22 protein-coding genes are annotated in these 21,668 nt (G+C 63.8%); 11 read left to right on the forward strand and 11 right to left on the reverse strand.

Annotated elements, in window-relative coordinates; translation table 11 throughout:
• Positions 1-7: 7 nt before the first annotated feature.
• From RBH77_RS12430 to RBH77_RS12440, 3 genes are read right to left on the reverse strand one after another with little or no spacing between them, the layout of a single operon-like run.
• Positions 8-463: a hypothetical protein gene (locus RBH77_RS12430; protein ID WP_311027901.1), complete on the reverse strand. Its 456-nt coding sequence runs from the start codon at positions 461-463 to the stop codon at positions 8-10.
• 25 nt (positions 464-488) lie between these two features.
• Positions 489-1,499 (reverse strand): YVTN family beta-propeller repeat protein, encoded by a 1,011-nt coding sequence (locus RBH77_RS12435; protein WP_371832772.1) that lies wholly within the window; start codon positions 1,497-1,499, stop codon positions 489-491.
• Complete coding sequence (locus tag RBH77_RS12440) at positions 1,484-2,710, reverse strand: lanthanide ABC transporter ABC transporter substrate-binding protein PedA1 (RefSeq protein WP_371832773.1); 1,227 nt, start codon at positions 2,708-2,710, stop codon at positions 1,484-1,486. Before RBH77_RS12440 ends, RBH77_RS12435 begins: the two co-directional genes overlap by 16 nt.
• Before the next feature lie 231 nt (positions 2,711-2,941).
• Here RBH77_RS12440 and RBH77_RS12445 point away from each other — a divergent pair, with 231 nt between their 5' ends.
• Genes RBH77_RS12445 through RBH77_RS12465 form a run of 5 tightly spaced genes read left to right on the forward strand, consistent with a single transcriptional unit; the run spans position 2,942 to position 7,308 of the window.
• The gene (locus tag RBH77_RS12445; RefSeq protein ID WP_311027904.1) at positions 2,942-4,138 is read left to right on the forward strand and encodes a (5-formylfuran-3-yl)methyl phosphate synthase; all 1,197 of its coding nucleotides are present in this window, start codon (positions 2,942-2,944) and stop codon (positions 4,136-4,138) included.
• On the forward strand, positions 4,135-4,803 hold the full coding sequence (locus RBH77_RS12450; RefSeq protein WP_311027905.1) for an amino acid kinase family protein: 669 nt from the start codon (positions 4,135-4,137) through the stop codon (positions 4,801-4,803). The genes RBH77_RS12445 and RBH77_RS12450 overlap by 4 nt, the downstream gene beginning before the upstream one ends.
• Positions 4,803-5,354, forward strand: coding sequence for a flavoprotein (locus tag RBH77_RS12455; protein WP_311027906.1), 552 nt, complete (start codon positions 4,803-4,805; stop codon positions 5,352-5,354). Before RBH77_RS12450 ends, RBH77_RS12455 begins: the two co-directional genes overlap by 1 nt.
• A complete protein-coding gene (locus tag RBH77_RS12460; protein WP_311027907.1) occupies positions 5,347-6,741 on the forward strand; it encodes a DUF6513 domain-containing protein in 1,395 nt (464 codons plus the stop codon). Before RBH77_RS12455 ends, RBH77_RS12460 begins: the two co-directional genes overlap by 8 nt.
• 3 nt (positions 6,742-6,744) lie before the next feature.
• A complete protein-coding gene (locus tag RBH77_RS12465) occupies positions 6,745-7,308 on the forward strand; it encodes a DUF447 domain-containing protein (protein ID WP_311027909.1) in 564 nt (187 codons plus the stop codon).
• Between the two features lie 281 nt (positions 7,309-7,589).
• Here RBH77_RS12465 and RBH77_RS12470 read toward each other — a convergent pair whose 3' ends face one another.
• Positions 7,590-8,624, reverse strand: a complete 1,035-nt coding sequence (locus tag RBH77_RS12470; protein ID WP_311027911.1) for a hydantoinase/oxoprolinase family protein — start codon at positions 8,622-8,624, stop codon at positions 7,590-7,592.
• Between the two features lie 45 nt (positions 8,625-8,669).
• On the opposite strand from RBH77_RS12470, the gene RBH77_RS12475 reads away from it, so the two are divergent.
• Positions 8,670-9,368, forward strand: a complete 699-nt coding sequence (locus RBH77_RS12475; protein WP_311027912.1) for a HisA/HisF-related TIM barrel protein — start codon at positions 8,670-8,672, stop codon at positions 9,366-9,368.
• Positions 9,369-9,503: 135 nt separating this feature from the next.
• Here the strand turns inward: RBH77_RS12475 and fae are convergent, their stop codons facing one another.
• From fae to RBH77_RS12510, 7 genes are all read right to left on the reverse strand, one after another.
• Entirely contained in the window at positions 9,504-10,010 is a 507-nt protein-coding gene (fae, locus tag RBH77_RS12480) for a formaldehyde-activating enzyme (protein ID WP_311027913.1), read from the reverse strand.
• Between the two features lie 165 nt (positions 10,011-10,175).
• Positions 10,176-11,018 carry a triphosphoribosyl-dephospho-CoA synthase gene (locus tag RBH77_RS12485; RefSeq protein WP_311027915.1) on the reverse strand — a complete coding sequence of 281 codons (843 nt, stop codon included), beginning with the start codon at positions 11,016-11,018 and terminating at the stop codon, positions 10,176-10,178.
• 4 nt (positions 11,019-11,022) lie between these two features.
• Positions 11,023-11,970 (reverse strand): ATP-grasp domain-containing protein, encoded by a 948-nt coding sequence (locus tag RBH77_RS12490; RefSeq protein WP_311027916.1) that lies wholly within the window; start codon positions 11,968-11,970, stop codon positions 11,023-11,025.
• Positions 11,971-12,186: 216 nt separating this feature from the next.
• The gene (gene mch / locus RBH77_RS12495) at positions 12,187-13,143 is read right to left on the reverse strand and encodes a methenyltetrahydromethanopterin cyclohydrolase (protein ID WP_311027917.1); all 957 of its coding nucleotides are present in this window, start codon (positions 13,141-13,143) and stop codon (positions 12,187-12,189) included.
• Positions 13,140-14,519, reverse strand: a complete 1,380-nt coding sequence (locus tag RBH77_RS12500) for an ATP-grasp domain-containing protein (RefSeq protein ID WP_311027918.1) — start codon at positions 14,517-14,519, stop codon at positions 13,140-13,142. Before RBH77_RS12500 ends, mch begins: the two co-directional genes overlap by 4 nt.
• The gene (locus RBH77_RS12505) at positions 14,497-15,390 is read right to left on the reverse strand and encodes an NAD(P)-dependent methylenetetrahydromethanopterin dehydrogenase (RefSeq protein WP_311027919.1); all 894 of its coding nucleotides are present in this window, start codon (positions 15,388-15,390) and stop codon (positions 14,497-14,499) included. The genes RBH77_RS12500 and RBH77_RS12505 overlap by 23 nt, the downstream gene beginning before the upstream one ends.
• Positions 15,391-15,434: 44 nt before the next feature.
• Positions 15,435-16,403: a beta-ribofuranosylaminobenzene 5'-phosphate synthase family protein gene (locus RBH77_RS12510; RefSeq protein ID WP_311032525.1), complete on the reverse strand. Its 969-nt coding sequence runs from the start codon at positions 16,401-16,403 to the stop codon at positions 15,435-15,437.
• Between the two features lie 148 nt (positions 16,404-16,551).
• Here RBH77_RS12510 and RBH77_RS12515 point away from each other — a divergent pair, with 148 nt between their 5' ends.
• From RBH77_RS12515 to RBH77_RS12535, 5 genes are all read left to right on the forward strand, one after another.
• Positions 16,552-16,932: a 4a-hydroxytetrahydrobiopterin dehydratase gene (locus RBH77_RS12515; RefSeq protein ID WP_311027920.1), complete on the forward strand. Its 381-nt coding sequence runs from the start codon at positions 16,552-16,554 to the stop codon at positions 16,930-16,932.
• 180 nt (positions 16,933-17,112) lie between these two features.
• Positions 17,113-18,201: a tungsten formylmethanofuran dehydrogenase gene (locus RBH77_RS12520; protein ID WP_311027921.1), complete on the forward strand. Its 1,089-nt coding sequence runs from the start codon at positions 17,113-17,115 to the stop codon at positions 18,199-18,201.
• Positions 18,195-19,826: a formylmethanofuran dehydrogenase subunit A gene (locus RBH77_RS12525; RefSeq protein ID WP_311027922.1), complete on the forward strand. Its 1,632-nt coding sequence runs from the start codon at positions 18,195-18,197 to the stop codon at positions 19,824-19,826. The genes RBH77_RS12520 and RBH77_RS12525 overlap by 7 nt, the downstream gene beginning before the upstream one ends.
• Positions 19,814-20,734: a formylmethanofuran--tetrahydromethanopterin N-formyltransferase gene (gene fhcD / locus RBH77_RS12530; RefSeq protein WP_311027923.1), complete on the forward strand. Its 921-nt coding sequence runs from the start codon at positions 19,814-19,816 to the stop codon at positions 20,732-20,734. Before RBH77_RS12525 ends, fhcD begins: the two co-directional genes overlap by 13 nt.
• A complete protein-coding gene (locus RBH77_RS12535) occupies positions 20,731-21,540 on the forward strand; it encodes a formylmethanofuran dehydrogenase subunit C (RefSeq protein ID WP_311027924.1) in 810 nt (269 codons plus the stop codon). Before fhcD ends, RBH77_RS12535 begins: the two co-directional genes overlap by 4 nt.
• Positions 21,541-21,668 lie beyond the last annotated feature (128 nt).

Here is a 21,668-nt window from a genome sequence, read left to right on the forward strand (position 1 = left end):
GCTTACCTCATCGTGCCTGCTTGATCGTGATCGTGCCGGCCACGCCCTTGTCCTTCAGGTCGGGAACCGACCATGTGTAGTGGCCGGGACGCACGGTGTGGAACTCCACCATGATCGTGCCGGCATCGTCGAACTCCAGCCAGGCCGGGCCGCCGTCCATATGCACCTCGAGGTCGTCGATGACGATCTGGTCGACCCAGACATTGCGGAAGAGGTCCGTCATGAACTTGTACTCGAAATCGCCCTTGGACGTTATCTTCCAGCGGTAGCCCTGGCCGGCGATCAGTTCGAAATCCTTCTTGTTGACAGTGTAGTTGCTCTCCTTCGAGCCGATGATGAGCTCGGGAACTTTCTGGCTCGAAAGCGTCCGCTTCGGCGTGTCGTCATCCGCCCACGCGGCCGCGCACGCGCCGGCGAGTACGAACAGCGTGGCAATCGCAATTGTTCCAGATCGTCCCGTCATTTTCTCTCCTCTCTTGTTCATTGGTTCACTTCGGCGAAACGACGACACCCCAGGGCTGCTGGCCGACGGTGACCGACTGCACGGGCTCGTCCGTCGCGGTGTCGATGAAGGTGATGTCGTTCGAATTGCCGTTGGTGGTGATCAGCGTCTTCTGGTCCGGCGTGAAGGCGAGATGCCAGACGCGCTGGCCGACAAGGATGTACTTCTTGACCTCATAGGTTTTGGTGTCGACCACGGCGACATGGTTCGCCGGGCCGAGCGCGACATAGGCCTTTTTGCCGTCCGCCGTGATCGAGACGCCCACTGGCTGGATCGTCTCGGCACGCAGGCCGGGGATCGCGAAATTGATCTTCTTCACCACCTGGCGCGTCTTGTTGTCGATCACGCTCACCGTGCCACCGACCTCGGCGCTCACCCAGACCTGTGAGCCGTCCGGCGTGAATTCGGCGAAGCGCGGCCTTGTATCGACAAGCACACTGTCGGTCACTTCATGGGTTTGCGTGTCGATGAAATGCGCCATGCTGGTGGTCTCGGACGTATTGACCATGGTCTTGCCGTCCGGACTGACACCCATGCCCTCCGGCTCGACCCCAACCGGGATTTCCGCGAGCACCTCCTTGCTCTCGACGTCGATGACCGTGACGAGGTTGTCGTCCTCGTTCGCGACATAGAGCGTCTTGCCGTCGGGAGAGAGCACGAAGAGTTCGGGGTCTGGGCCGGAGGGGAGCGAACCGACCATCTCGAAAGTGGATGTGTCGATGACCTGGACCTGGTCGTCGTCGCTGGCGCAGAGATAGACGAATTTGCCATCGGGCGAGATGGTGATACCGCGCGGCCGCTGGCCGACATCGACGGTCTTCACGACCTTCATCGTCGTGGTGTCGACGACGCTCATCGTGTTGTCCTTTTCGTTGGACACATAGGCCGTGTAGGCGAAAGCCGGACCGTCGGCCAGGCAGGCGGCAATCGCGGCCGCCGCTACGTAAATTCCCTTGCGCACCGGGCTCCTCCGTTTTTGCTTCACTTGAGTGTGCATCTGGTTTCCGGCTGATCGACGCCGAGCGTGTCCAGCGTTGACGATTGATGCAGGAAAGGCGCCTGCGGCGAGGTAGACACCACGGCCCTGTCGTCGCCGAGGAAGATCGGCTGCCTGAGCTGCAGGTCCCATTTGCGGAAGGTGAGCTTCTGGCCCTTGAAGGCCGCGACCGAGAATTTATCGGAGCGGATATAGTCGCTCATTGTCTTCGGATCGTTGCTGCGCGTCCTCGACGCCGCCTCGCCGACGACGCGGGCCGCCGTCCAGGCGTTCATGTCCTTCGAGAGCATGTGCCGGCCGTATTCTCTCAGGAAACGGTTCTGCATCTGGATACCGGCCCATTGCTCGCTCGCCGGATGCCAGGCGGAGGGAACGAGGCCGGCCGTTCCGGCGACGAGCCTTGGGCTCCAGGTGCGGTAGGGCAGGTAGGTGCCGAAAACCTCGCTTTCGTCGGCTACCAGCATCACGTCGTAGTCAGGGAAGCCTTGCGTAAAGGCGGTGATCTGCTGGTCGACCTGCGCCAACCCGGTGTCGGTGCGACGCGCCGTGCCGGTATCCTTGAACTCCTTCTCTGCCACGATCTGGCCGCCGAAGCGGGTGGCGGCGCGGCGAAGCGCATCGGCATAGAGCTGGTCGGGTTTGTGCGAGCCGTAGATCAGCACCCAGCGCGGCCACTTCTTGACGATCAGGTATTGCGCCAGCGCATCGGCCAGCATGGAGCGCGTCGGCGCGATGTGGAAGACATTGATGCGGCAGTCTTCCTCGCGCAAGCTGTCGTCCCTGTCGCCGACATTGAAAAGGAACACGCCCTTGTCGCGTGCCATGTCGGCGATCGACAGGATCTGCGGGGTCGAGAGATCGACGATGATGAAATGGTCGCCCTTGGCGACGAGATCGTTGAACGGCTTCACCACATCGGCGTCGGGCTTCACCTCGGTCACGTCCAGGTCGAAGTTCTGGCCCATGAATTTGCCGGTCGTGTTGTCGTCCTTGATCCCGGCTTTGGCGCCGGCGATGCCCTCGTCACGCGGCGGCAAGTCGAGAAGCGAGAGCGTCAGCTTCGGTGCGTAGGCGCGCAGATAGCCGATCCTGATCTCGGCGGACTGCTTTTGCGGTTTGGCTTGTGGCGCCGTTTGCTGCGCCAGCGCCCCGGAGAGATTGACGCCCAGAAAAAAAAGGGCGATGACGAAGAGACGAGTATAAGGCACCATACTCTCCAGTACGCGATTACAACCAGTAACCGTCACCTGCAAGGCAGGAACGGTAACTGTAAATGGTGCCGAGATGAGTGTAGCCCAGCCTTTTCGTTCCGCAAGCCCTGTGCCGTTCTTTTTGGAGCGGCGCATGCGTGTCCATGTTGCCGGGCCAGGCAACCGGAATAGGGAAATCGGATTTCCGAACCACAGCCGCCGTCCTGTTTCTTGCCCGGAAAGGCTCGATCCATGACCAGAATGCTGGCGAGCGTCAGGACGGCCGACGAGGCGGAAATTGTCCTTTCCGGCGGCGCGGATATCATCGACCTCAAGGATCCCGGAGCCGGATCGCTCGGCGCTCTGCCGGTCGAGGAGATCGGCCGGCTCCGTCGCCTGATCGCTGGCCGGGCGCCAGTCAGCGCGGTTTGCGGCGACCTGCCGATGGAGCCCGAAACGATCCGTGCTACGGCGGAGGCGATCGCCGCGACAGGCATCGACTACGTGAAGGTGGGTTTTTTCCCGTCCGGCAAGGCGGCGGATTGCGCGGGAGCGCTCGCCGGGCTCGCCAGCCGGACCAAAGTCGTTGCCGTGCTCTTTGCCGATCTCGTTCCTGATTTCGAACTTCTGTCCGCTTTTGCGGCGAATGGTTTCCATGGCGCCATGCTCGACACAGCCGACAAGTCGAAGGGCCGGTTGCTCGACCATTTGCTGCCCGAACGGATCCCTCCGTTCGTCCGCCGCAGTAAATCGCTCGGTCTTATGACGGGGCTGAGCGGCTCGCTCGAAGAGCCTGATATCCCGCGACTTTTGCCTTTCCATCCGGATTTCCTCGGCTTTCGCGGGGCGCTTTGTGATCGCTCCAGGCGCACGAATGCGATCAGCGCGGAAGCCGTCAGGCGTATCCGCGCGCTTATTCCGGAAGAGCGGCGCGAGGATACGACCGCAGGCGTCGACTACCGGCTGCTCGCGGCGCGCGGCTATTCGCCGGGCTCCGTTGACCCAGCGCTTGGCACCGATCGCATCTTCGTCAGCGATTTCGTCTTGCCGGTCGAGATCGGTGCCTACAGCTTCGAACACGGCCACACCCAGAAGGTGCGTTTCGATGTCTCTGCCGACGTGCTGAGGGTGACCGACGCTCCGGAAGACATGCGCCATGTGTTCTCCTACGATATTATCATGGACGGCATCCGTGCCATCGTGGCTTCCGGCCATGTTCAATTGACGGAGACGCTCGCCGAGCAGGTTGCGGCACGCGTACTCGAAAGCCCGCGCGTGGCGCGGGTCACGGTCAGGGTCCAGAAGCTGGAACTCGGACCGGGCGGCGTCGGTGTGGAAATCGAGCGCAAGCGGGCCGCGGAGAAGACACTGGCGCCGCGCTTCGATGCGGTTTCCGGCGATTCCGGCGCGGACGTCGGGGCGCACCGCAAGAAGGGTGCGACCTCTTGAGGCCGGTCGTTGCCAAGCCCAATGTGGTTAAGCCCATTGTGGTTAAGCTCGGCGGCAGCACCGTGGATGGTGCCGATTTGCAGACCTGGATCGCGGCCCTCGCCGCCGCCCGGTTGCCGCTGGTCGTCGTGCCGGGCGGCGGTCCCTTTGCCGAACTCGTGCGCACGGAACAGAAGCACCTGGGTTTCTCGGACGAGGCCGCACACGCCATGGCTATCCTTGCCATGGACGCCTTTGGCTGCGTCATCATGGACGGGCAGGCTCGAATGACACCGGCCCGCTCGCTGGACGAATTGGAGCGCGCGCTCGATGAGGAAAAGATTCCGGTCTGGTTGCCCTCATCGATGACGATCGGGGCAGCCGATATCCCGGCCTCCTGGGATATCACCTCGGACTCGCTAGCGGCTTGGCTCGCGGGCAGGATCAAAGCGGAAGCGCTCTTGCTGATCAAGCAGACGGACGCCTTCTCGGCGGAGGGCAGTGTCGCCGATCTCATGGCGCGGGGCATCGTCGATCCCGCCTTCGCGGCCATGCTGCCTGGCGGTGTCGGCCTCTTCCTGGCTGGTCCGGCCGATGCGGCAGGTGCGCGGTCGACACTCGCTGCCGGCAAGCTCCCCGGAACGAAGATCAGAACGGCAGCAGTTCCGCTGCGCAGGGCCGGCTGATGGCAAAGGTGCATTCGCCGCGCTGGGCCTGGGCATTAACCGGCTCCGGCCATTTCTTCGTCGAGAGCTTCGCCCTCATTCACGAACTCGAGCATTGCGATATCTTCGTCTCGAAAGCCGCGAACGAGGTGTTGCGCATGTATGGGCTGAAACTCGATTTCCCCGACACGATGCGCGTGCTTCACGACAAGACGGCGAGCGCTGTGCCGGTTGGCGGCTTCTATCATGGGCTCTACCACACCGTCGTCGTGGCGCCGGCGACGTCCAACACGGTGGCGAAATGCGTGGCCGGCATTTCCGATACGATCGCCACCAATGTCTTCGCCCAGGCCGGCAAATGCCGTGTGCCGGCGATCGTCTTCGCCTGCGATACCGCACCGGAATTGGAGACCATGGCGCCGCATGGTCTGGTAAAGGTCTATCCACGACCGATCGACCTTGAAAACACCGAGCGCCTGAAAAGCTTTGAGCGCACGCACGTCGTGGAATCGCTTGCGGAATTGACGGAAGCCGTCGCCGCGCGCAGGCGCGAACTTGAGAGCCATGGCTGAGCGGTTTGCCTTCCTTACCGGCCATCTCGCCAAGGCACGCCTCGATCGTGTCCTCGCCGGGTTGGGTGATGCCGGTTTCTCGTGGGAGGTCATCGACATCGGCGTGAAGGTCGCCGCGCTGATGAGCGAGCAGATTGTCCTGCGCCGCCTGGTGCTGCCCGAAGGCGTCGATCGCGTCGTCCTGCCCGGCCGCTTTCGCGGCAGCCTCGAGACGCTGTCTGCGCATTTCGGCGTGTCTTTCGAGCGCGGGCCGGATGAGCTTGCCGACCTGCCGGCCTATCTCGGCCGGCCGGGCGGTCCGCCCGATCTTTCGCGCTACGACATCCGTATCTTCGCCGAGATCGTGGACGCGTCGATGCTCTCGCTCGACCAGGTCGTGAAGCGTGCCGACCAGCTTGCGAGCGCGGGCGCGAACGTCATCGATCTCGGCTGCCTGCCGGAGACACCGTTCCCGCTGCTCGGCGAGGCGGTTGCCGCGCTCAAGGGCAGGGGGCTGTCGGTCAGCGTCGATTCGGCTGACCGGAAAGAGCTTGAGACGGGCGCGCGGGCCGGTGCCGACTATCTCCTCAGCCTTGACGAGAACAGCCTGCCGCTTGCCTTCGACCATCCGGCCGTTCCGGTGCTCATCCCTTCCGTGCCAGGCGATCTCGATTCGCTCGGCCGCGTCATCGAGGCGGCAAGCCGCGCCAATATCCCCTTCATTGCCGATCCGGTGCTCGATCCGATCCATTTCGGTTTCGCCGCCTCGCTCGGCCGCTTCATCGAGGCGCGCCGCCGCTGGCCTGAAGTCGAACTTTTGATGGGCACCGGCAACCTCACGGAATTGACCGACGCGGACAGTTCCGGCGTCACGGCGGTGCTGGCCGGCTTGTGCTCGGAGCTTGAGATCCGCAACGTGCTTGTCGTGCATGTCTCGCCGCATACGGTACGCACGGTCGAGGAGCATGATATCGCGCGCCGCATTCTCTTTGCGGCGAAGGCCGACGGCGCGCTGCCGCGCGGCTATGATCCGGGCCTGCTGCAGGCGCATGACCGCAAGCCGTTCACGGCTGCACCGGAGGATATCGAGGCGCTGGCGGGCGAGGTGCGCGACGCCAATTTCCGCATCATGACCGCCGAGGACGGCGTTCATATCTTCAATGCAAAGGGGCATGAGGTTGCGCGGGATGCGTTCGACCTCTTTCCGAAACTCGGCGTGGAAGCCGATGGCGCACATGCCTTTTATCTCGGCGCCGAACTTACCAAAGCCGAGATCGCCTGGCGCCTCGGCAAGCGCTACGCGCAGGACGAGCCGCTGTCGTGGGGCGTCGCGGCGCCGACGCCCGAGCAGGACCGTGCCCGCCTCGCCGAGGCGGGGCATACGCTGCGTGCGAAGAAGGAGCGATAGGTCGTGCCCTATATCCGCGAAACGATCATCACCACCATCGATCGTGGCGGGAAGGTCCATATCGCGCCAATCGGCATCATCGCCGAGCGGGACGGCTGGGTGATCGCGCCGTTCCGGCCCTCGGTCACACTCGACAATCTCGGCGAGGTGCCGTTCGCGATCGCCAACTACACGGACGATGTGCGGATCTTCGCCGGCTGTCTCACCGGGCGGAAGGATTGGCCGACCGTTCCGCTTGACGGGTTCCCGGTACCCCGGCTTGCGGCGGCGCTGGCGCATTCGGTGCTTCAGGTGGAGAGCGTCAGCGACGACAGCGTGCGTCCGCGCCATTTCTGCTGCGTGGTGAAGGAGGAAATGCACGCGCCCTTCACCGGGTTCAACCGTGCGAAGGCAGCCGTGCTGGAGCTTGCGATCCTGGTCAGCCGGCTTTCCATGCTGCCGCGCGAGAAGATTGAGGCGGAGATTGCCTATCTGTCCATAGCCATCGAGAAGACCGCCAGCCCCGACGAGCGCGAGGCCTGGGGCTGGCTGATGGAGAAGGTGGAGGGGTATTTCGCGGGCGGTTGAGCTCTGTTCGGCGCGTGGTTTCGTCTTCGTAGATAGTTCGAGCAGGCTTGAAGTTTGAATCCGAGGCATGGATTCCTGACACTCTCCACTCCCTCCGGTCGCTCACGAGGTCAGGAATGACGACCGTCATCCTGCACTTGCGCGAGTTGCCAAAGATCGAGGATAGCGGAGGCATAAAATGTATTCCGTCATTCCCGGCCTTGTGAGCGACCGGAGGGAGCGGAGAGTGTCGGGAATCCATGCCTCGACAGCCGTGACGATCAAGGCCTACACAATCTCGTCTAAAATGTTCCCGCCAGCAACGCCACGGCGGCGGCGGGGGCGGCGCTGCTTGCTTCGGCGCGCACGTCCTCATTGGCCGGGATGAGGTCGGCGAAATCGATGAAACGGCGCTCCATGCGGGTCGCCAGCCGGGCGATCTGCCTACGGCCGGTTCCGGCGCCGACGATCGGTGCATCCGAAGCGAGCCCTCCAGAGACCAGCAGAGCCGCGTCGTGGATCTTGCGTAACTGCTGTTCGCTGAACCAGCCGGCGATATCCAGCCATTCGAGGGGCAAAAGGTCGGCGGCATCGCGCCCGACCATGCGCGCCAGCCGCGCGATCGAGCCTTGCACCGTCTTTTCCTTGCCGTCGGCGGAAGGATGCTTGTCGTCCTTCTCGTCCAGCATGCCGAGGATCCGGTGCACGTCCGCCATCGAGGCGAAATACTCGTTCATCAGCGGCGTCATCCGCCCGCGCACAGGGGCCGCCGATGCGACGCCGAAAATAAAGGTGCGGGTGAAGCCGGTATAGACCAGTTCGCCGGTCAGCAACCGCTCGGCATCGGTGTAGCCTTCGTTCGCAACCTTTTTGTCCTTTATCCGCAGAATGTCCGTGGTGGTCGAGCCCATGTCCATGAACAGCGCCTCGCCCGCGAGTTTTCCCACCAGCGAAGCGGTGGCATGCCAGTTGGCAGAGGCCACATCGGCGCTGAGTTGCGCGGCTTGTCCAATGCCGACGAAGCCGGAGCGACCGGCATAGACAAGCTTGTCGCCGGAGGGAAAACGCCGCGAAATCTCGTCCAGCAGCGCGGCGACGCCTTCATCGCGGGAGGGAAAGATGTCGGACAGTTCGCCCGTCATGGTGAAGGCGAGCGTATCCGCGTCGGCATAAAGGGGCGCCGCCTCGCCGATAGCCGACACCAGGCTGTCCAGCCCTTGCCAAATCGGCGTAGCGAAGGTCCGGGCCAAGACGACGCGGCCCGATTCCGCTCGCGCTACCTTGAGATGCGCGCCACCGACGTCGAAGCCGGCAACGATGCTCTTTCCTTTTTCCATGCTTCAAGCTTTCATGAAAACGAATTGAGATTCCGGAGTAAAACCATGCACGTCATTCCTGTCCTGGATCTGAAAGGCGGCGAGGTCGTGCGTGCCGCGAAGGGGCGGCGCGACCAGTACAGGCCGATCGTAACGCCGCTCAGCGCCAGTTCCGATGTCGTTGCCGTGGCGGAAGGCCTGCGCACGCTCTACCCCTTTCCGATATTCTACGTAGCCGATCTCGACGCCATCGAAGGCCGCGAACCGAACAGCGCCGCGCTTGACCGTCTCAGGGCGATGGCCGAGCCGCCGCAGCTTTGGGTCGATGCGGGCTTTGCCGACGCCGAAAGGCTTTCGGCGGCGCTCGCCAAACCTTCCGTCTATCCCGTGCTCGGGACGGAATCGCAGCACGACGACGCATTGCTTCAGCGCTACCGCGACCAACCGAACCTGATCCTCTCGCTCGATTTCTTCGGTGACGGCTTTCGTGGCCCGGCGTCCTTTCTCGACAAGCCGGAACTCTGGCCGCGAAGGATAATCGTCATGACGCTCGCCAAGGTTGGCGCCGCGGCCGGTCCCGATTTCGAGCGCCTGGAAGAGATCAGGGCGAAGGCCGGCGATCGCGAGATCATCGCGGCTGGCGGCGTGCGCAACGAAGCCGATATCCGCACGCTCTCATCGCTCGGCATCGCCGCCGCACTGGTGGCAACGTCGCTGCATGACGGCACACTCACGCCGGAGCAACTGGCGTCGCTCCGCGCCTGAATCCTGTCGGCACTGGAACGGCCGAAGAGCGTGGCACCCTTCGGCCGGAACTCAGAGGCCCAGAAGCCGTTTCAGCCGGCGCAACAGACCATCCGGCTCTGCAGAGGGTTTTGCCTGTGCGGGGCTGTCTCTTGTCTAGGCCGCGAACGGATGCTTGACGCTGTCGCGCTGTGCGGTGGCTTCCGCCGCCGTCGGCGTGCCGGCAATGGCACGCTGGATGGCTTCCTTGGTCGCCTGGTAGTTGAACTTCTGGATCTTGGCGTCGTCCGCGGCGTCCCAATGGATAAAGACGCCGACGCAGATGAAGACATCGTCTGCCTCATTGGCGGGGATGACACCTTCGGCGACGCTGTCCTGCACAGCCTTCGCCACCGCGTGCTGGGCGGGTCCGAACATCTGGACAGCCTGTTTGGCGCCCTTGATCGTGACCTTGTTGAACATCACCGTATTGGGTTTGCAGGCGAGGTTAGGCGCGATCACCGCCAGAAGCGAGGTGAAGCCGTCCTTGTTGTTGGTGAGCGCGTTGCAGAATGCTGATTCGACGGCGCTTCCGCGCGGCCCGATAAGCAGATCGACGTGGGCCACTTCATTGCCGTCCCCGACCAGCGATTCACCGACCATTACTTTCGAGATCTTTGCCATGCCAATTTCCTCCAAGACACAAATGGTGCCCACAGACGCCGCAACCGAGCGAGCGCTCGATGGACAGCTATCCTTGTTGGCAGCGCCCGGATTTCCGGGCCGGTTGGCTAGATAGCCGCGAAAGCACCAGCTTCCGCTGCCGAAATTGAACCACTAACATGCTCATTATGCAAGGCGATGGCCGACGAAGTGGACTAAAAGGCAAGCTACCGTCAGGTCGGCCGAGGTGCCGGGATTGATGGCCTGTGCCTTCAACCGGCGGTCGAGGCCCAGCAGCAGTTCCAAACGTCCTGCCTCATCCTTTTCCGAAAGCAGCGCCGCCCTGAGACGGGCGGCTTCCCTGTGGACCTCGTTTGCGGTTTCCAGGCCATGGTTGCGGGCCACGTGGCTGTCCGGAAAGCCTGCGAGGAACGACATGTAGACGGCAATTGTCGGCCACATGCCGCCTTCGCCGCGCGCAAGCGCGTTCTCGTAGGCGGCGAGCCCGATGTCGAATACATCTGCGAAGCCGGTGATGTATTGCCGGGCGATCATGTCCCGGCCGGCGGCCTCGCGCATGGCCTCCAGAAGCCCGATCCTGGGCTTCTCGCGCACGTCGTTCTCCGCCGATCCGAGCCCGCCCGGCGAGGCAAGAGCGATCGCCTCGAACACCGCGGCGGTGTCGTCCATGTCCACGCCGTCGAGCACCGCGCCGAGATTGACGCGCAAATCGTGGCCCGGCATCTCGGCCGCCCGGATCAGAGGCGCGGCGAGAAGGACGATGCCGAGATTGGTGTTGGTGCCGACCGCTTTACGTGTCGCACGAATGGCCTCCAGGATGCGCCGCCCTACCGAAAGACCGGGGTCGGTGAGCGGGCCGGCCGAAACGCTGGCGCTCTCCAGGAACTGCCCGGCGGACATGCGATGGCCGTCGGCGAAGACATGGACGTTGCCAGGTTTCAGCGCCTCGATCTCCAGGCGGCAGGCATCTTCATAGGCAGTCTGGAGATATTCGCGCGGCTGGGTCATGCCATCACGAATTAGCCGGCGCGGCGAGGCGGTACGGTCTTGCCGCCTCATCCGGTTGGCTACGAGCGGCCAGGGACGCCAGCAAAGCCTCGGCGATGATATCGGCGATATTGACAGCCGCGACCGACTGCAATCCTGACCAAGCGGGCATGCTGTTGACCTCGAGCACGAAAAGCGCGCCGTCTTCCGCAGCCACGATGTCGACGCCGGCAAAATCCGCACCGACGGCCGCCGTCGCGGCGATTGCCAGGCGCTCCAGTTCGGTTTCGTCGTGTCCCTCGATCCGCTCCGGAACGCCGCCCTGGAATACATTGGTGATCCAGCCCTCGCCTCGGCGGCTCATCATCGCCACCGCCTTGCCGGCACAGACGAAAACGCGGAAATCGTGGAAAGGCGGACCGGCGCGCGGAATGTAATGCTGGAGATAATAGACGCCGTCGACCTCTTCCTCGACCGGCAGGTCGGAAAGCGTCCGGATCAGTCTTATACCGCGTCCCTGCGCGCCGAAGAGCGGTTTCAGCACCAGTGGCGTCCGTTCAAGTTCGCGCGCCGCGACCGCTTGCGCCGTCTCCAAGCCTTCGACGGCGAAGGTCGATGGCGTCGGCACGCCGGCGTTCCGCAAAAGGAAGGTCGTCATCGATTTGTCGACGCAGCGTTCTATCGCCTGAGCCGAGTTCCATACCGGCACCGAAAGCCTGTTCAGCGCATGCAGCACGCCGAGGCGGCGCGTGATCGCTTCGAACGATCCGGCCGCTACCGAGCGGACAAGCACGGCATCCGGAAGGGTGCCGCCGAATGTCGGGATCGAAAGGCCGCTTAGACTTTCGGTGTCGAAGCCGATCGCCGCGAGCGGCGCCGTTGCAACGGCGGCACCGCGCCGTCTCAGTTTCGCGGCGAGACCTTTGGTTTGCGCGCCCGTCGTGTCGCTTGCGATGAGGATGCGTGGGATCATTCAATCACTGTGCGTTGGCAGATTTAGCAGATGGTGCGTCCTTCGAGGCTCGCTCCGCTCACACCTCAGGATGAGGACGGCAGGGCGCTAGTCCCGCTGATACTTTACGACGAGAATCGTTGTGCGCCGATCTTCTGCACCTCACAAGGTAGGGAACGTCGAGCACAAACCTCCCTCATCCTGAGGTGCGAGCGGAGCGAGCCTCGAAGGACGCACCTATCCCAAACTCCGTTCGAGCATATAAAGATCCCGCTCGCCGGCGCGGAATGTATCGCCGGTGTCGACCGCTGTGACGATGATCTCGGCGGGGCTGAACAGCAAGGGGTCGATGGCATAGAAATCGCCCTTGAAGCGGGAGAATATCTCGGCGAAGGGCTGGCCGTAGTCGCGCGAGGCGCGGCTCGGCAGTTGTTGCGCGAGTTCTTCCGCGTCCTTCGCCGAACCCTTGACGAAGAGCTGGACGCTGCCGCCGTAGATGATGGCGTCGTTGGTGCGGCCCATCGCGGTCAGGAAATCGGGATGCGGGGCAGGGACGGGGGCCGCGCCGATGCCGTCGACGATGTCCTCCAGCGGGAATTTGAGATCGTTGGCCTTATGGAGCGCCACTTCCAGCACCCGCGCCACGATCTGCACCGTTCCGGCAAGGCTTTGCGTCGGCGCGAAGAGGAAGGTCAGCTTTCCGGCCTCAAGCCCGGTGGCCTTTGCCACTTTCTCTACCACTGCCTGCGGCGGTGGCTTGGCCGTTTCGAGCACCAGGACGGCGGTGGAGGCGGTGTCGCGATAGGCGAGTGTCTGGAAAAGTGGCTCCACTCGTGCCAATGCCCGCGCCGGGCCGGAGCCCATGGCAAAATAACCTTCGTCCGACAGATTCCATCCGGCATATTGGCTACCGAGGCAGGCAAGGACGGGCTGGGAGGAACGGACCTGCACCGTGAGCGGCCATTTTCGCGAGTTACGATCCATCATCGTTGAAACGGTGCCGAGGCCGCCCATCGCGGCTTCTGCCATCAGGAGTCCGGCTTCGACGCCGCCGGTGACCTTTGCCCCAGCATCGATCAGGCGTTCGCCGAGGGGGCCGTTCGAGACGGCGATCCGCAGGCGCTCGGCATCACGTGCCATGCCGTCGGCGATGCCTCGAGCATTCTCGTTCAAGGAAGCCCAGCCGTCCTTCATGGCGTGCTCTCCGCCCAGTCAGGGCGATCGCATATGGAAGCCGTGCGGTCGTTTACCCCCACCCCTAACCCCTCCCCACAAGGGGGAGGTGGACTTGGCTCGGCGCTGCATAGCATAAACTTCGATGACTTTAGCTCGGAAGTGGTGCCGGCGTTTCCCTCCCCCTTGTGGGGAGGGGTTAGGGGTGGGGGTACGAAGCCGCGCGAATGCCCTGCGTGATTGCTCTGCCCTTGTGGGGAGGGGTTAGGACTGGGGGTCGCCACTTCCCACTGATGCCGCAATTGCGCGATGCGGGCTTTCACGGCCCTGCTTGTGGCGTCGGCGCTCGGACCGCGGGCGAAGACCGTGCAGACGGGGTCGCCGGCGACGAGGCTCGTATCGGGAGTTTGATGGTCCGCCGTCCAGTCGGGCCATGCAAAGGCAGGAAAACGCGCGATCGGTGCCGAAGCATAGGCGATCATCGACGCCATGGAGTCGGCGAAACGCGGCAGGCGGTACGGTCTGCCGGACGCGGCATCGAGATGCGCTTTCATCAGCGGGGCATCCATGTCGTCGAAGATGTCCAGCGTGGCGCCGGGCCGTGGATTGATCTCCATCAGCCGGTAGCCGTCGGGGCTTCGGATGAAGTCCGCGCTGCACAGGCCGACGAGGCCTACACGCTGCGCGAGGCCGGAAAGCCAGCCGTCGATCATCGTCGCCTGCTCGCGGTCGAAGCGCCTCAGTCTCACCGCGCCGCCATAACGATAGGGCGCGGCCGGGGCAGGGGATGTCCATTGCCGGCTGAAGCCGATGATGCGCGCGCCTTTGCCATCGCCGATGAAAAGCGCTGAGATGCTTTCGCCCTTGACGAAGCGCTGAAAATACCGGCCCGGTGCGATGACCGCCCCATCGGCACGCGCGATATGGGCACCGCCGGCGCCGCCTATCGTCTTGACGACCCAGTTCTCGGGATCCGGCGGCGCTTCCCAGCGAAAGGCAGGATGCGGGATACCGAGTTCGGCGCAGTCGGCGGCCAGCATCCCGGGGTGCTTTATCCGGCGGATCGCCGCGCCGTCATTGCCGGCGAGCGGATAGTGCCGTGCGATCTCGTCGACGAGGTCCGGCTTTCGCTCGAAGCCCGATCCGAGGACGATTGCGAGCGGCTGGTCGTCGCCTGCCAATTGTCCAAGCATCTCGACCATGCGGCTGTCATCTATGCCGTTTTGCAGATCGCCGGGCAGTTTCGCCGTGCGTTCGGCCAGCGCGATTGTGTCTATATCGCAGAAGAAGTCGGCGACCAGCGGACGATAACCCGCCCGCCGCGCCGCCGCTGCCAGCGCGCGTCCGGAAATCGCGGCGATCAGGAGTGTGCCGCTATTTGGCGATTTCGCGTGCAAGGGAGAACGCATCCTGGAAATCGAGAGTGACCGCTTTTTCGGAATCGATCATTCTTCTGAAAAGGCCTGACTCCACCTTATACTTGACATTGCCGATGGCGAGCGGGCCGATGCCGACAGCCTTTGTCGCTTCGAGCGGATCGCCGTTGGCATGGACGTCCAGGCCCTCTATGCCGGCCGGAGGGACGGCATTGACGTCGGCGGCGATGAGGAGGCCGCTTCCCTTCAATTGCTGCTTCGAGATCACCTGGATACCCGCCCTGGCGCAAGCCAGCACCACTTCGCTGTCGTCGACGAGGCTCTTCTTGGCCGCATCGGTCGAGCCGTCAACCGCCCCGACGTCGACCTTGAACCGATCCTTCATCCCGGCTGCGATCCTCTTCACCCTTTCGGCGCCGTCATAGCCCGCGAGCGTGACGTTGGCGCCTTCCCTGGAGGCGATGACGGCCGTGCAGAAGCCGACGACCCCGGTCGCGCCGAAGACGCTGATGCGCGTGCCCTTCAAGCCGCGCTGGAACTTGCTCTCCAGCGCCTTCTCGATCTTGGCCACCATGGCCGCGGCCGTTGTGAAGGAACCGGCCGGGTCGGCGAACACCGATATCTTGAATGGCGGGACCATCGCCTTTTTGGCCGCGTCGAACATGTCGAGCGCCAGCAAAGCATCCTTGCCAGCGATGAAGATACCCGTATCAACGCCTGCATCGGGCGGGCGCGAGAAGATGGCGTCCTGCACCAGCCCCGTCACCTCCCTGAGGTCGACGCCGACATAGGGCACGACCGCATCGAAGCCGGCGTCGAGCGCCATGTTCACATCGAACGGGCTCATCTGCTTCAGCGGTGTCAGCATGTGCAATATGTGCTTGCGGGCCATGTTTCCTCTTTCCGTGTGACTGCGATCGGCCGCCGTGCCTGAAATCAACTGCCGACGAGGTTCAATTCCGTCGAATTGATCGTTGCGCCTGCGTTCCGGCCGCGCACGATCCTGATTTCGATCCCCTCGGGGACCGATTTGAGAACGGCGCCAACCATTTCCATTGCCGCCGCCGCGGAGGGTGCGAAGGCAAAGCCGGTCGGTCCCCACGAACTCTGGCCGATGCCGACCGCCCCGGCATCGGCCAGGCTCCGCGCAAGGGCCTCGACCCGCTTGGAAGTGAACACGCCGCCCTGCGCCGGGGCGAAATGGGTGCCGATCATCAGCTGGATCGCCGAGATGCCGGCTCCAAAGGCAGGAAGATCGCGCTCGACCAGCGCCGGCATGACACCCATCAGCACCCGTCGGCATATCTCGCCGGCTTCAGCCGCGGGAAAGGGCGGCAGGGAGCGGAAAGCGGCGACTTCATTCTCCCCGTGCAGCCCATGACCGGCGTGGTCGAGGATCAGGATGATGCGCCAATCATCCGGGAAAGGCAGCCGCGCGACGACCGGCGGCGGCGCGTTGCTGTCATCCTTGCCGGCATCGATAATGATACCGCCGGATTCGAAACTGGCGATGCCGATGCCCGAGCGTCCGCCGCGTTCGAGAAAGACGCCGTCGCCGGCGGGATCAAGAGGCAGGCCGTGCAGCGTGCGCAACGCGGCCGCAACCGCAAGCGCGATCTGGGTGCCCGAGCCGAGGCCGGCATGCGGCGGGATCGCCTCCTCGATCACCAGTCTGTGGTTCGTCCGTATGCCGAGATGCCGGCAGAGCGCTGACAGATGCCTGCCGGCACGTTCGGATTCCGGGCCATGGATGCCGGTTTCGGCGGATCTGGACAGGGTGACGACCGTTTCCGGCTCGCTGAGCGGCAGGCCGACACTGCCGAAGCGACGCCCCACTTCACCGTTAAGGTCAAGGAAACCGAGATGCAGGCGGGCGGGCACCCTTATGGTCACACAATTCGACATCTGCCCCCCGTTGGGTGCATGATAAGCGCTCACGGAAGTCCAGGTGCCCTTCAGCATGATAGCTGTTTTCGCTGATCGGGCAAGCCGGACGGGCATTTTCGGCACCTGCTACTTTGGTGCCGTGGCCTCCATTTCGCGGAGTTTGAAGATGAGTGAAGCCAGCAAGGAGAAGGTTTATTCGGAAGCCGAGATCGCCGAACGGCTGCAAAAGGAACTTCCGAATTGGCATTACGAGAACGGCTGGATCCGGCGGAAATACAAGACTCATAGCTGGAAATCGACGCTGATGGTCATCAACACGGTCGGCCATCTGGCCGAGGCCGCGTGGCATCATCCCGACATCACGGCCTCCTATGCCTGGGTCGAGGTCCGGCTGAAGAACCACGCGGCTAAAGGCGTGACCGACAAGGATTTCGAACTGGCAAAAAAGATCGAGGAAGTCGTCCACTGGCAGCCGGGCAAGGAAGGCGGTGCGCTTGAAGGAACGCCGCCGACCGACCAGCGCTTCGCCTATATCAAATATGACTGAGGTTTCCTGGTGCGACGGGCTTTCCCACCTATCGCCGCCGGATGGGACACAATGTCCGCTGGCAATCCTTGTTGAGCGCTGAAATCATCCGCCACGGGGACATAATTGCGGAATTGTGGGGGTTCACGGCTAATCCTGTTTCATCTAGGATCAGGCGGGCACCAGAAAGTAGCGCAGTGAATGGCGGTTGCATGGATCGGCAACCGGGAAACGCTGGTCGAGCACGCGGTTGCGCATGCCGCGGCGCTTTTGGGGTCGAGCCGGTGCCCGGTTTTCAGTTTCGATACGGATATTCATGGAACGCGCGCGGCGATCGCGCTCGCTGAACAGGTCGGTGCGGCCTATGACCATGTCGAGGGCGCGGCGCTGGCGCGGGAGACCGCGCTTTTCACCGACAAGGGCGCGATGACGATAGCGCCCGGCGAAGCGCGCCGCCGGGCCGACATGGTGGTGATCGTCGGCGACTTGCCGGAAGCCTATGACGGCTTCCTGGCGGACCTCGCCAACTCCGTTCCCGATCTTTCCGAGAAGAACGCGCGAGAATTCTTCCTTATCGGCACTGGCGGTGCGATGCCCTCATTCCTGAACGGCACGAAAGCGACCAGGCTTTCCGTTGGGAAGGCGGGTCTCGCCGCCACCCTTGCGGCGCTCAGGGCACAATGTGCGGGCCGGAAAGTATCTACGCCGGTTTCGAAGTTCGACAATTTCGCCGCCGCGCTTGCGGCTGCGAAATTCCCGATCTTCCTGTTTTCGGGACTGACCTCGGACACATTTGCACTCGAAATGCTGCAAGGGTTGGTCGCAGACCTGAACCGGAAGGGGCGCGCGTCGAGCCTCCATCTACCGGCCAGCGAAAGCGGCTGGGGCGGTGCGCTGGCCTCCACGTGGATGACCGGCTTTGCGCCGCGCACTGGCTTCGGGCGCGGCTTTCCGGAATTCGATCCGTGGCGCTTCGACATCGAGCGCATGATCGCGGAAGGCGAGGCCGACCTTCATCTCAGGATTGCGCGCGGGAAGTCGGGGCCAGCCCCGAAGGGCAAGGGCGTTCCGCTCATCGTGCTTACGAAGACGCCGAAGCCGGTTGCCGGTGCGGCCGTGACCATCGCTATCGGCGAGGCCGGCGTCGATCACGACGCGGTCGTCTATAGCGCCCGCACGGGAACGCTCCATTCCGCTGTGGCGACTGCTCCCACCACCCTTCCTTCGGCAGCGGAGATCATCCGCTCGATCGGCTCGCATGTCAGCCCCGAAGCGGGGTGGCCATGCTGACGCGGATTTCCGGCGGCGAGATCATCGATCCGGCCAACCACCGCGCCGGCAAGGGCGATCTGTGGATCGAGGACGAAAGAATCGTCGAGGCGCCGCAAGGCGGCGTGGCCGATCGCGTCCTCGATGCCACTGGCTGCATCGTCATGGCAGGCGCCATCGACATCCACTCCCATATCGGCGGCGGCAATGTGAACACGGCTCGGCTGCTCTTGCCCGAACAGCACGCCGCGCATTTGCCGAGGCCGGCGGCGACGCCGCTCTCCAACGCCGGCTGGTCGACCTTCGAGACCGGCTGTCTCTACGCCAAGATGGGCTTCACCACCGTGGTCGAGCCGGCGATGTCGCCGGGCGCGGCGCTGCACACCCATCTGGAACTCGCCGACATCCCCATCATCGACAAGGCGACGCTCGCCATTTTAGGCAATGACGATTTCATTCTGTCGATGATCCGCGACGACGCATCGCCGGCCATGATCGAGGATTACGTCGCCTGGACCATCGGCGCGACGCGGGCGCTCGGCGTCAAGGTCATCAATGCCGGAGCGGCGGCGGCCTTCAAGGAGGATGTGCGCACCTTCTCCTTCGATGATGTGGTGCCGTCCTATGGCGTCAGTTCCCGCAGGATCGTGAAGACATTGCAGGCCGCCGTCGACCGACTGGGCGTCCCGCATCCGCTGCATGTCCATTGCAACAATCTTGGCGCGGCCGGCGCCGCCGACACGGCGGCCGAGACGATCGCGGCGGCGGAAGGGCTGCCGCTGCATCTCGCCCATCTCCAGTTCTACAGCTACGGCAAAGAGGGGAAGCGCAAATTCTCCTCCGCCGCTGCACGGCTTGCCGAACTGGTCAACAGTACGCCGGAAGTCACCATCGACATCGGCCAGGTCATGTTCGGCCAGACGGTCACCATTTCCTCGGATGTGCTCCGGCAATTCTCCGCGCGCGGCACCGCCAGCCCGAAGAAGACCGTCATCCATGATGGGGACGGCAATGGCGGCGGCGTCGTGCCGTACAATTATCGCAACAATTTCTACGGCTCCATGCAGTGGGCGATCGGCCTGGAGCTTTTCCTGCTCATCACCGATCCGTGGCGGGTGTTCTTCACTACCGACCATCCGAACGGCGCGCCTTTCACTACCTACCCGGCATTGTTCGAACTCCTGATGAACCGTGCGGCGCGCGAGGAGGCCGCAGCGGCGCTGCCCAAGGCGGCATTGAGGCTGTCGACACTTTCCTCCATCGATCGCGAATACAGTTTCGAGGAGATCGCCATCATGACGCGCGCGGCGCCGGCGAAGCTGCTCGGGCTTACCGACCGGGGCCATCTCGGCGCAGGTGCCATCGCCGATGTCGCCATCTACCGGCGCGGCGACGATATCGCGAAGATGCTGGGCGCGGCCGCCTTCGTCTTCAAGAATGGCGATCTGGTGGTCAAGGAAGGCGAGATCACCCATTATCGCTGGGGCAGGGCGCTGAGGCTCAATCCGCCCCCCGACAAGGCGATGGTGCGGCGCCTGGAGGATTATCATCAGCAGCGTTACGGCCTGTCGCTCGACTGGTTCACCTTCCCTGATTCCGCGATCGCGCGCGAAGAACCCTTCCGCGAGGTGCCATGCCGAAGCTGAAACGGACCCTGCAGGTCAACGGCGTCAAGATCGACGACACCTTCGCGGAAGCCTTCGGCATGCGCGCCACCGCGCTTCTCATCACCGGCCCTAACCGCAAATGGGCGCGGCAGGCGGCTATTTCGATGACGGGCTACGCCACTTCGGTGATCGGCTGCGGTTGCGAGGCAGCCATCGATGTCGATGTGCCGGCCTCTGCGACCCCCGACGGCCGTCCCGGCTGTCGGGTGATGGTCTTCGCGGTCTCAACGGACGAACTGGCAAAGCAGGTGCTGAACCGTGTCGGCCAGTGCGTGCTGACCTCGCCCGGCAGCGCGTGCTTTGCCGATCTTACGGGCGTCGCCGAACTCAAGCTCGGCACGTCGCTGCGCTATTTCGGCGACGGGTGGCAAATCTCGAAAAAATTCGGCGGGCGGCACTTCTGGCGGGTGCCGGTGATGGATGGCGAATTCCTGTGCGAGGCGACGGCCGGACTGACCAAGGATGCGGTCGGCGGCGGCAACATGCTGCTCCTGGCGGCGAACAACGCAAATGCGCTGGCGGCCGCGGAGGCGGCGGTGGCCGCGATCGGCAAGGTCCGTGGCGCGATCACGCCGTTTCCGGGCGGTGTTGTCCGCTCCGGATCGAAGGTCGGCAGCAAGTACAAGGGCATGACGGCCTCAACCAACGACGCCTTTGCGCCGACGCTGCGCGGCGTGACCAAAAGCGAACTCGGGCCGGGCGACAATGCGGTTCTCGAGATCGTCATCGACGGCGAGACCAGCGATGCCGTTGCCGAGGCGATGCGGGCGGGCATCAGGGCCGTTACCGAGCTTGGACCGGAAAAGGGCGCTTCCCGCATCAGCGCCGGCAATTACGGCGGCAAGCTCGGCAAGTTCCACTACCATCTGAAGGACCTGCTGCCGTGAAAGCGCTGACCTTCACGCTGGTCTCCGAACCGCCGGAACGCCTCGACCTGTCGCCGCTGACGCCGGAACGGCTGGCAGGCAAGGCAAGACGCGATATCGCGAAGATCCCGGTCGGCATGTCCAAGCGGGGCTCGCTGGTGGGGGACCTGTTTCGTGTTGCGGGTACCGACGCCTCCAACATCGTGTTCGAGGGGGGCAGCGGCCGTTTCGACAGGCTTGCCGAAAGCATGCAGGGCGGCTCGATCCGGGTCGTCGGCAGTGCGGGCACGCAAGCCGGGCGTGCGATGCGCGGCGGCGCTCTCACGATCGAGGGCGATGCCGGTCCGCACGCGGCCTCCTGCATGCGCGGCGGCAGGATCGAAATCCAAGGCGATGCCGGCGATCGTCTCGGCGCGCCGCTTGCCGGCGAACTCGCGGGCATGAACGGCGGCATCGTCATCGTTCGGGGTAGGGCAGGCGCTTCGGCTGCCGATCGGATGCGGCGCGGCCTGATCGCGATACTAAAGGGGGCGGGCGACTATCCCGGTAGCCGCATGATTGCCGGCACGCTGGTCATTGCCGGCGGCACAGGCGAGATGCCGGGCTATCTGATGCGGCGAGGCTCGATTCTGCTCGACCGCGCGCCGAAGAAATTGTCGCCAAGCTTTGTGGAATGCGGTGCGCCGGACAGTGTCTTTGCCACGGTCATCGACCGATATCTGGTTCGCGAGGGGATTTTGAAGCGCCCGCTTCTTGGCAGTTCTCCCAAGCGCTACGGCGGCGACAACGCGGTCCTCGGCCTGGGGGAGATCCTCTTTCCGCAATAGGAAGATCCAACCCGTGTGAGGGGTTTGGCACGGGCGTCTCGGGGGCGGGCGACAGAAGAGGCGGCGCCTGCCCTTGCCAATGCAATCCTGGGCATCGACAATCGCCGCGAGCGATCGAAAGAGATTCA

This window comes from Mesorhizobium koreense (assembly GCF_031656215.1).
GTDB lineage: Bacteria > Pseudomonadota > Alphaproteobacteria > Rhizobiales > Rhizobiaceae > Mesorhizobium_L > Mesorhizobium_L koreense.

Coding starts and splice junctions, on each gene's coding strand:
- RBH77_RS12430 (WP_311027901.1), bottom strand. CDS start 463: ATGACGGGACGATCTGGAACAATTGCGATTGCCACGCTGTTCGTACTC.
- RBH77_RS12435 (WP_371832772.1), bottom strand. CDS start 1,499: ATGCACACTCAAGTGAAGCAAAAACGGAGGAGCCCGGTGCGCAAGGGA.
- RBH77_RS12440 (WP_371832773.1), bottom strand. CDS start 2,710: ATGGTGCCTTATACTCGTCTCTTCGTCATCGCCCTTTTTTTTCTGGGC.
- RBH77_RS12445 (WP_311027904.1), top strand. CDS start 2,942: ATGACCAGAATGCTGGCGAGCGTCAGGACGGCCGACGAGGCGGAAATT.
- RBH77_RS12455 (WP_311027906.1), top strand. CDS start 4,803: ATGGCAAAGGTGCATTCGCCGCGCTGGGCCTGGGCATTAACCGGCTCC.
- RBH77_RS12460 (WP_311027907.1), top strand. CDS start 5,347: ATGGCTGAGCGGTTTGCCTTCCTTACCGGCCATCTCGCCAAGGCACGC.
- RBH77_RS12470 (WP_311027911.1), bottom strand. CDS start 8,624: ATGGAAAAAGGAAAGAGCATCGTTGCCGGCTTCGACGTCGGTGGCGCG.
- RBH77_RS12475 (WP_311027912.1), top strand. CDS start 8,670: ATGCACGTCATTCCTGTCCTGGATCTGAAAGGCGGCGAGGTCGTGCGT.
- fae (WP_311027913.1), bottom strand. CDS start 10,010: ATGGCAAAGATCTCGAAAGTAATGGTCGGTGAATCGCTGGTCGGGGAC.
- RBH77_RS12485 (WP_311027915.1), bottom strand. CDS start 11,018: ATGACCCAGCCGCGCGAATATCTCCAGACTGCCTATGAAGATGCCTGC.
- RBH77_RS12490 (WP_311027916.1), bottom strand. CDS start 11,970: ATGATCCCACGCATCCTCATCGCAAGCGACACGACGGGCGCGCAAACC.
- mch (WP_311027917.1), bottom strand. CDS start 13,143: ATGAAGGACGGCTGGGCTTCCTTGAACGAGAATGCTCGAGGCATCGCC.
- RBH77_RS12505 (WP_311027919.1), bottom strand. CDS start 15,390: ATGGCCCGCAAGCACATATTGCACATGCTGACACCGCTGAAGCAGATG.
- RBH77_RS12510 (WP_311032525.1), bottom strand. CDS start 16,403: ATGTCGAATTGTGTGACCATAAGGGTGCCCGCCCGCCTGCATCTCGGT.
- RBH77_RS12515 (WP_311027920.1), top strand. CDS start 16,552: ATGAGTGAAGCCAGCAAGGAGAAGGTTTATTCGGAAGCCGAGATCGCC.
- RBH77_RS12520 (WP_311027921.1), top strand. CDS start 17,113: ATGGCGGTTGCATGGATCGGCAACCGGGAAACGCTGGTCGAGCACGCG.
- RBH77_RS12525 (WP_311027922.1), top strand. CDS start 18,195: ATGCTGACGCGGATTTCCGGCGGCGAGATCATCGATCCGGCCAACCAC.
- fhcD (WP_311027923.1), top strand. CDS start 19,814: ATGCCGAAGCTGAAACGGACCCTGCAGGTCAACGGCGTCAAGATCGAC.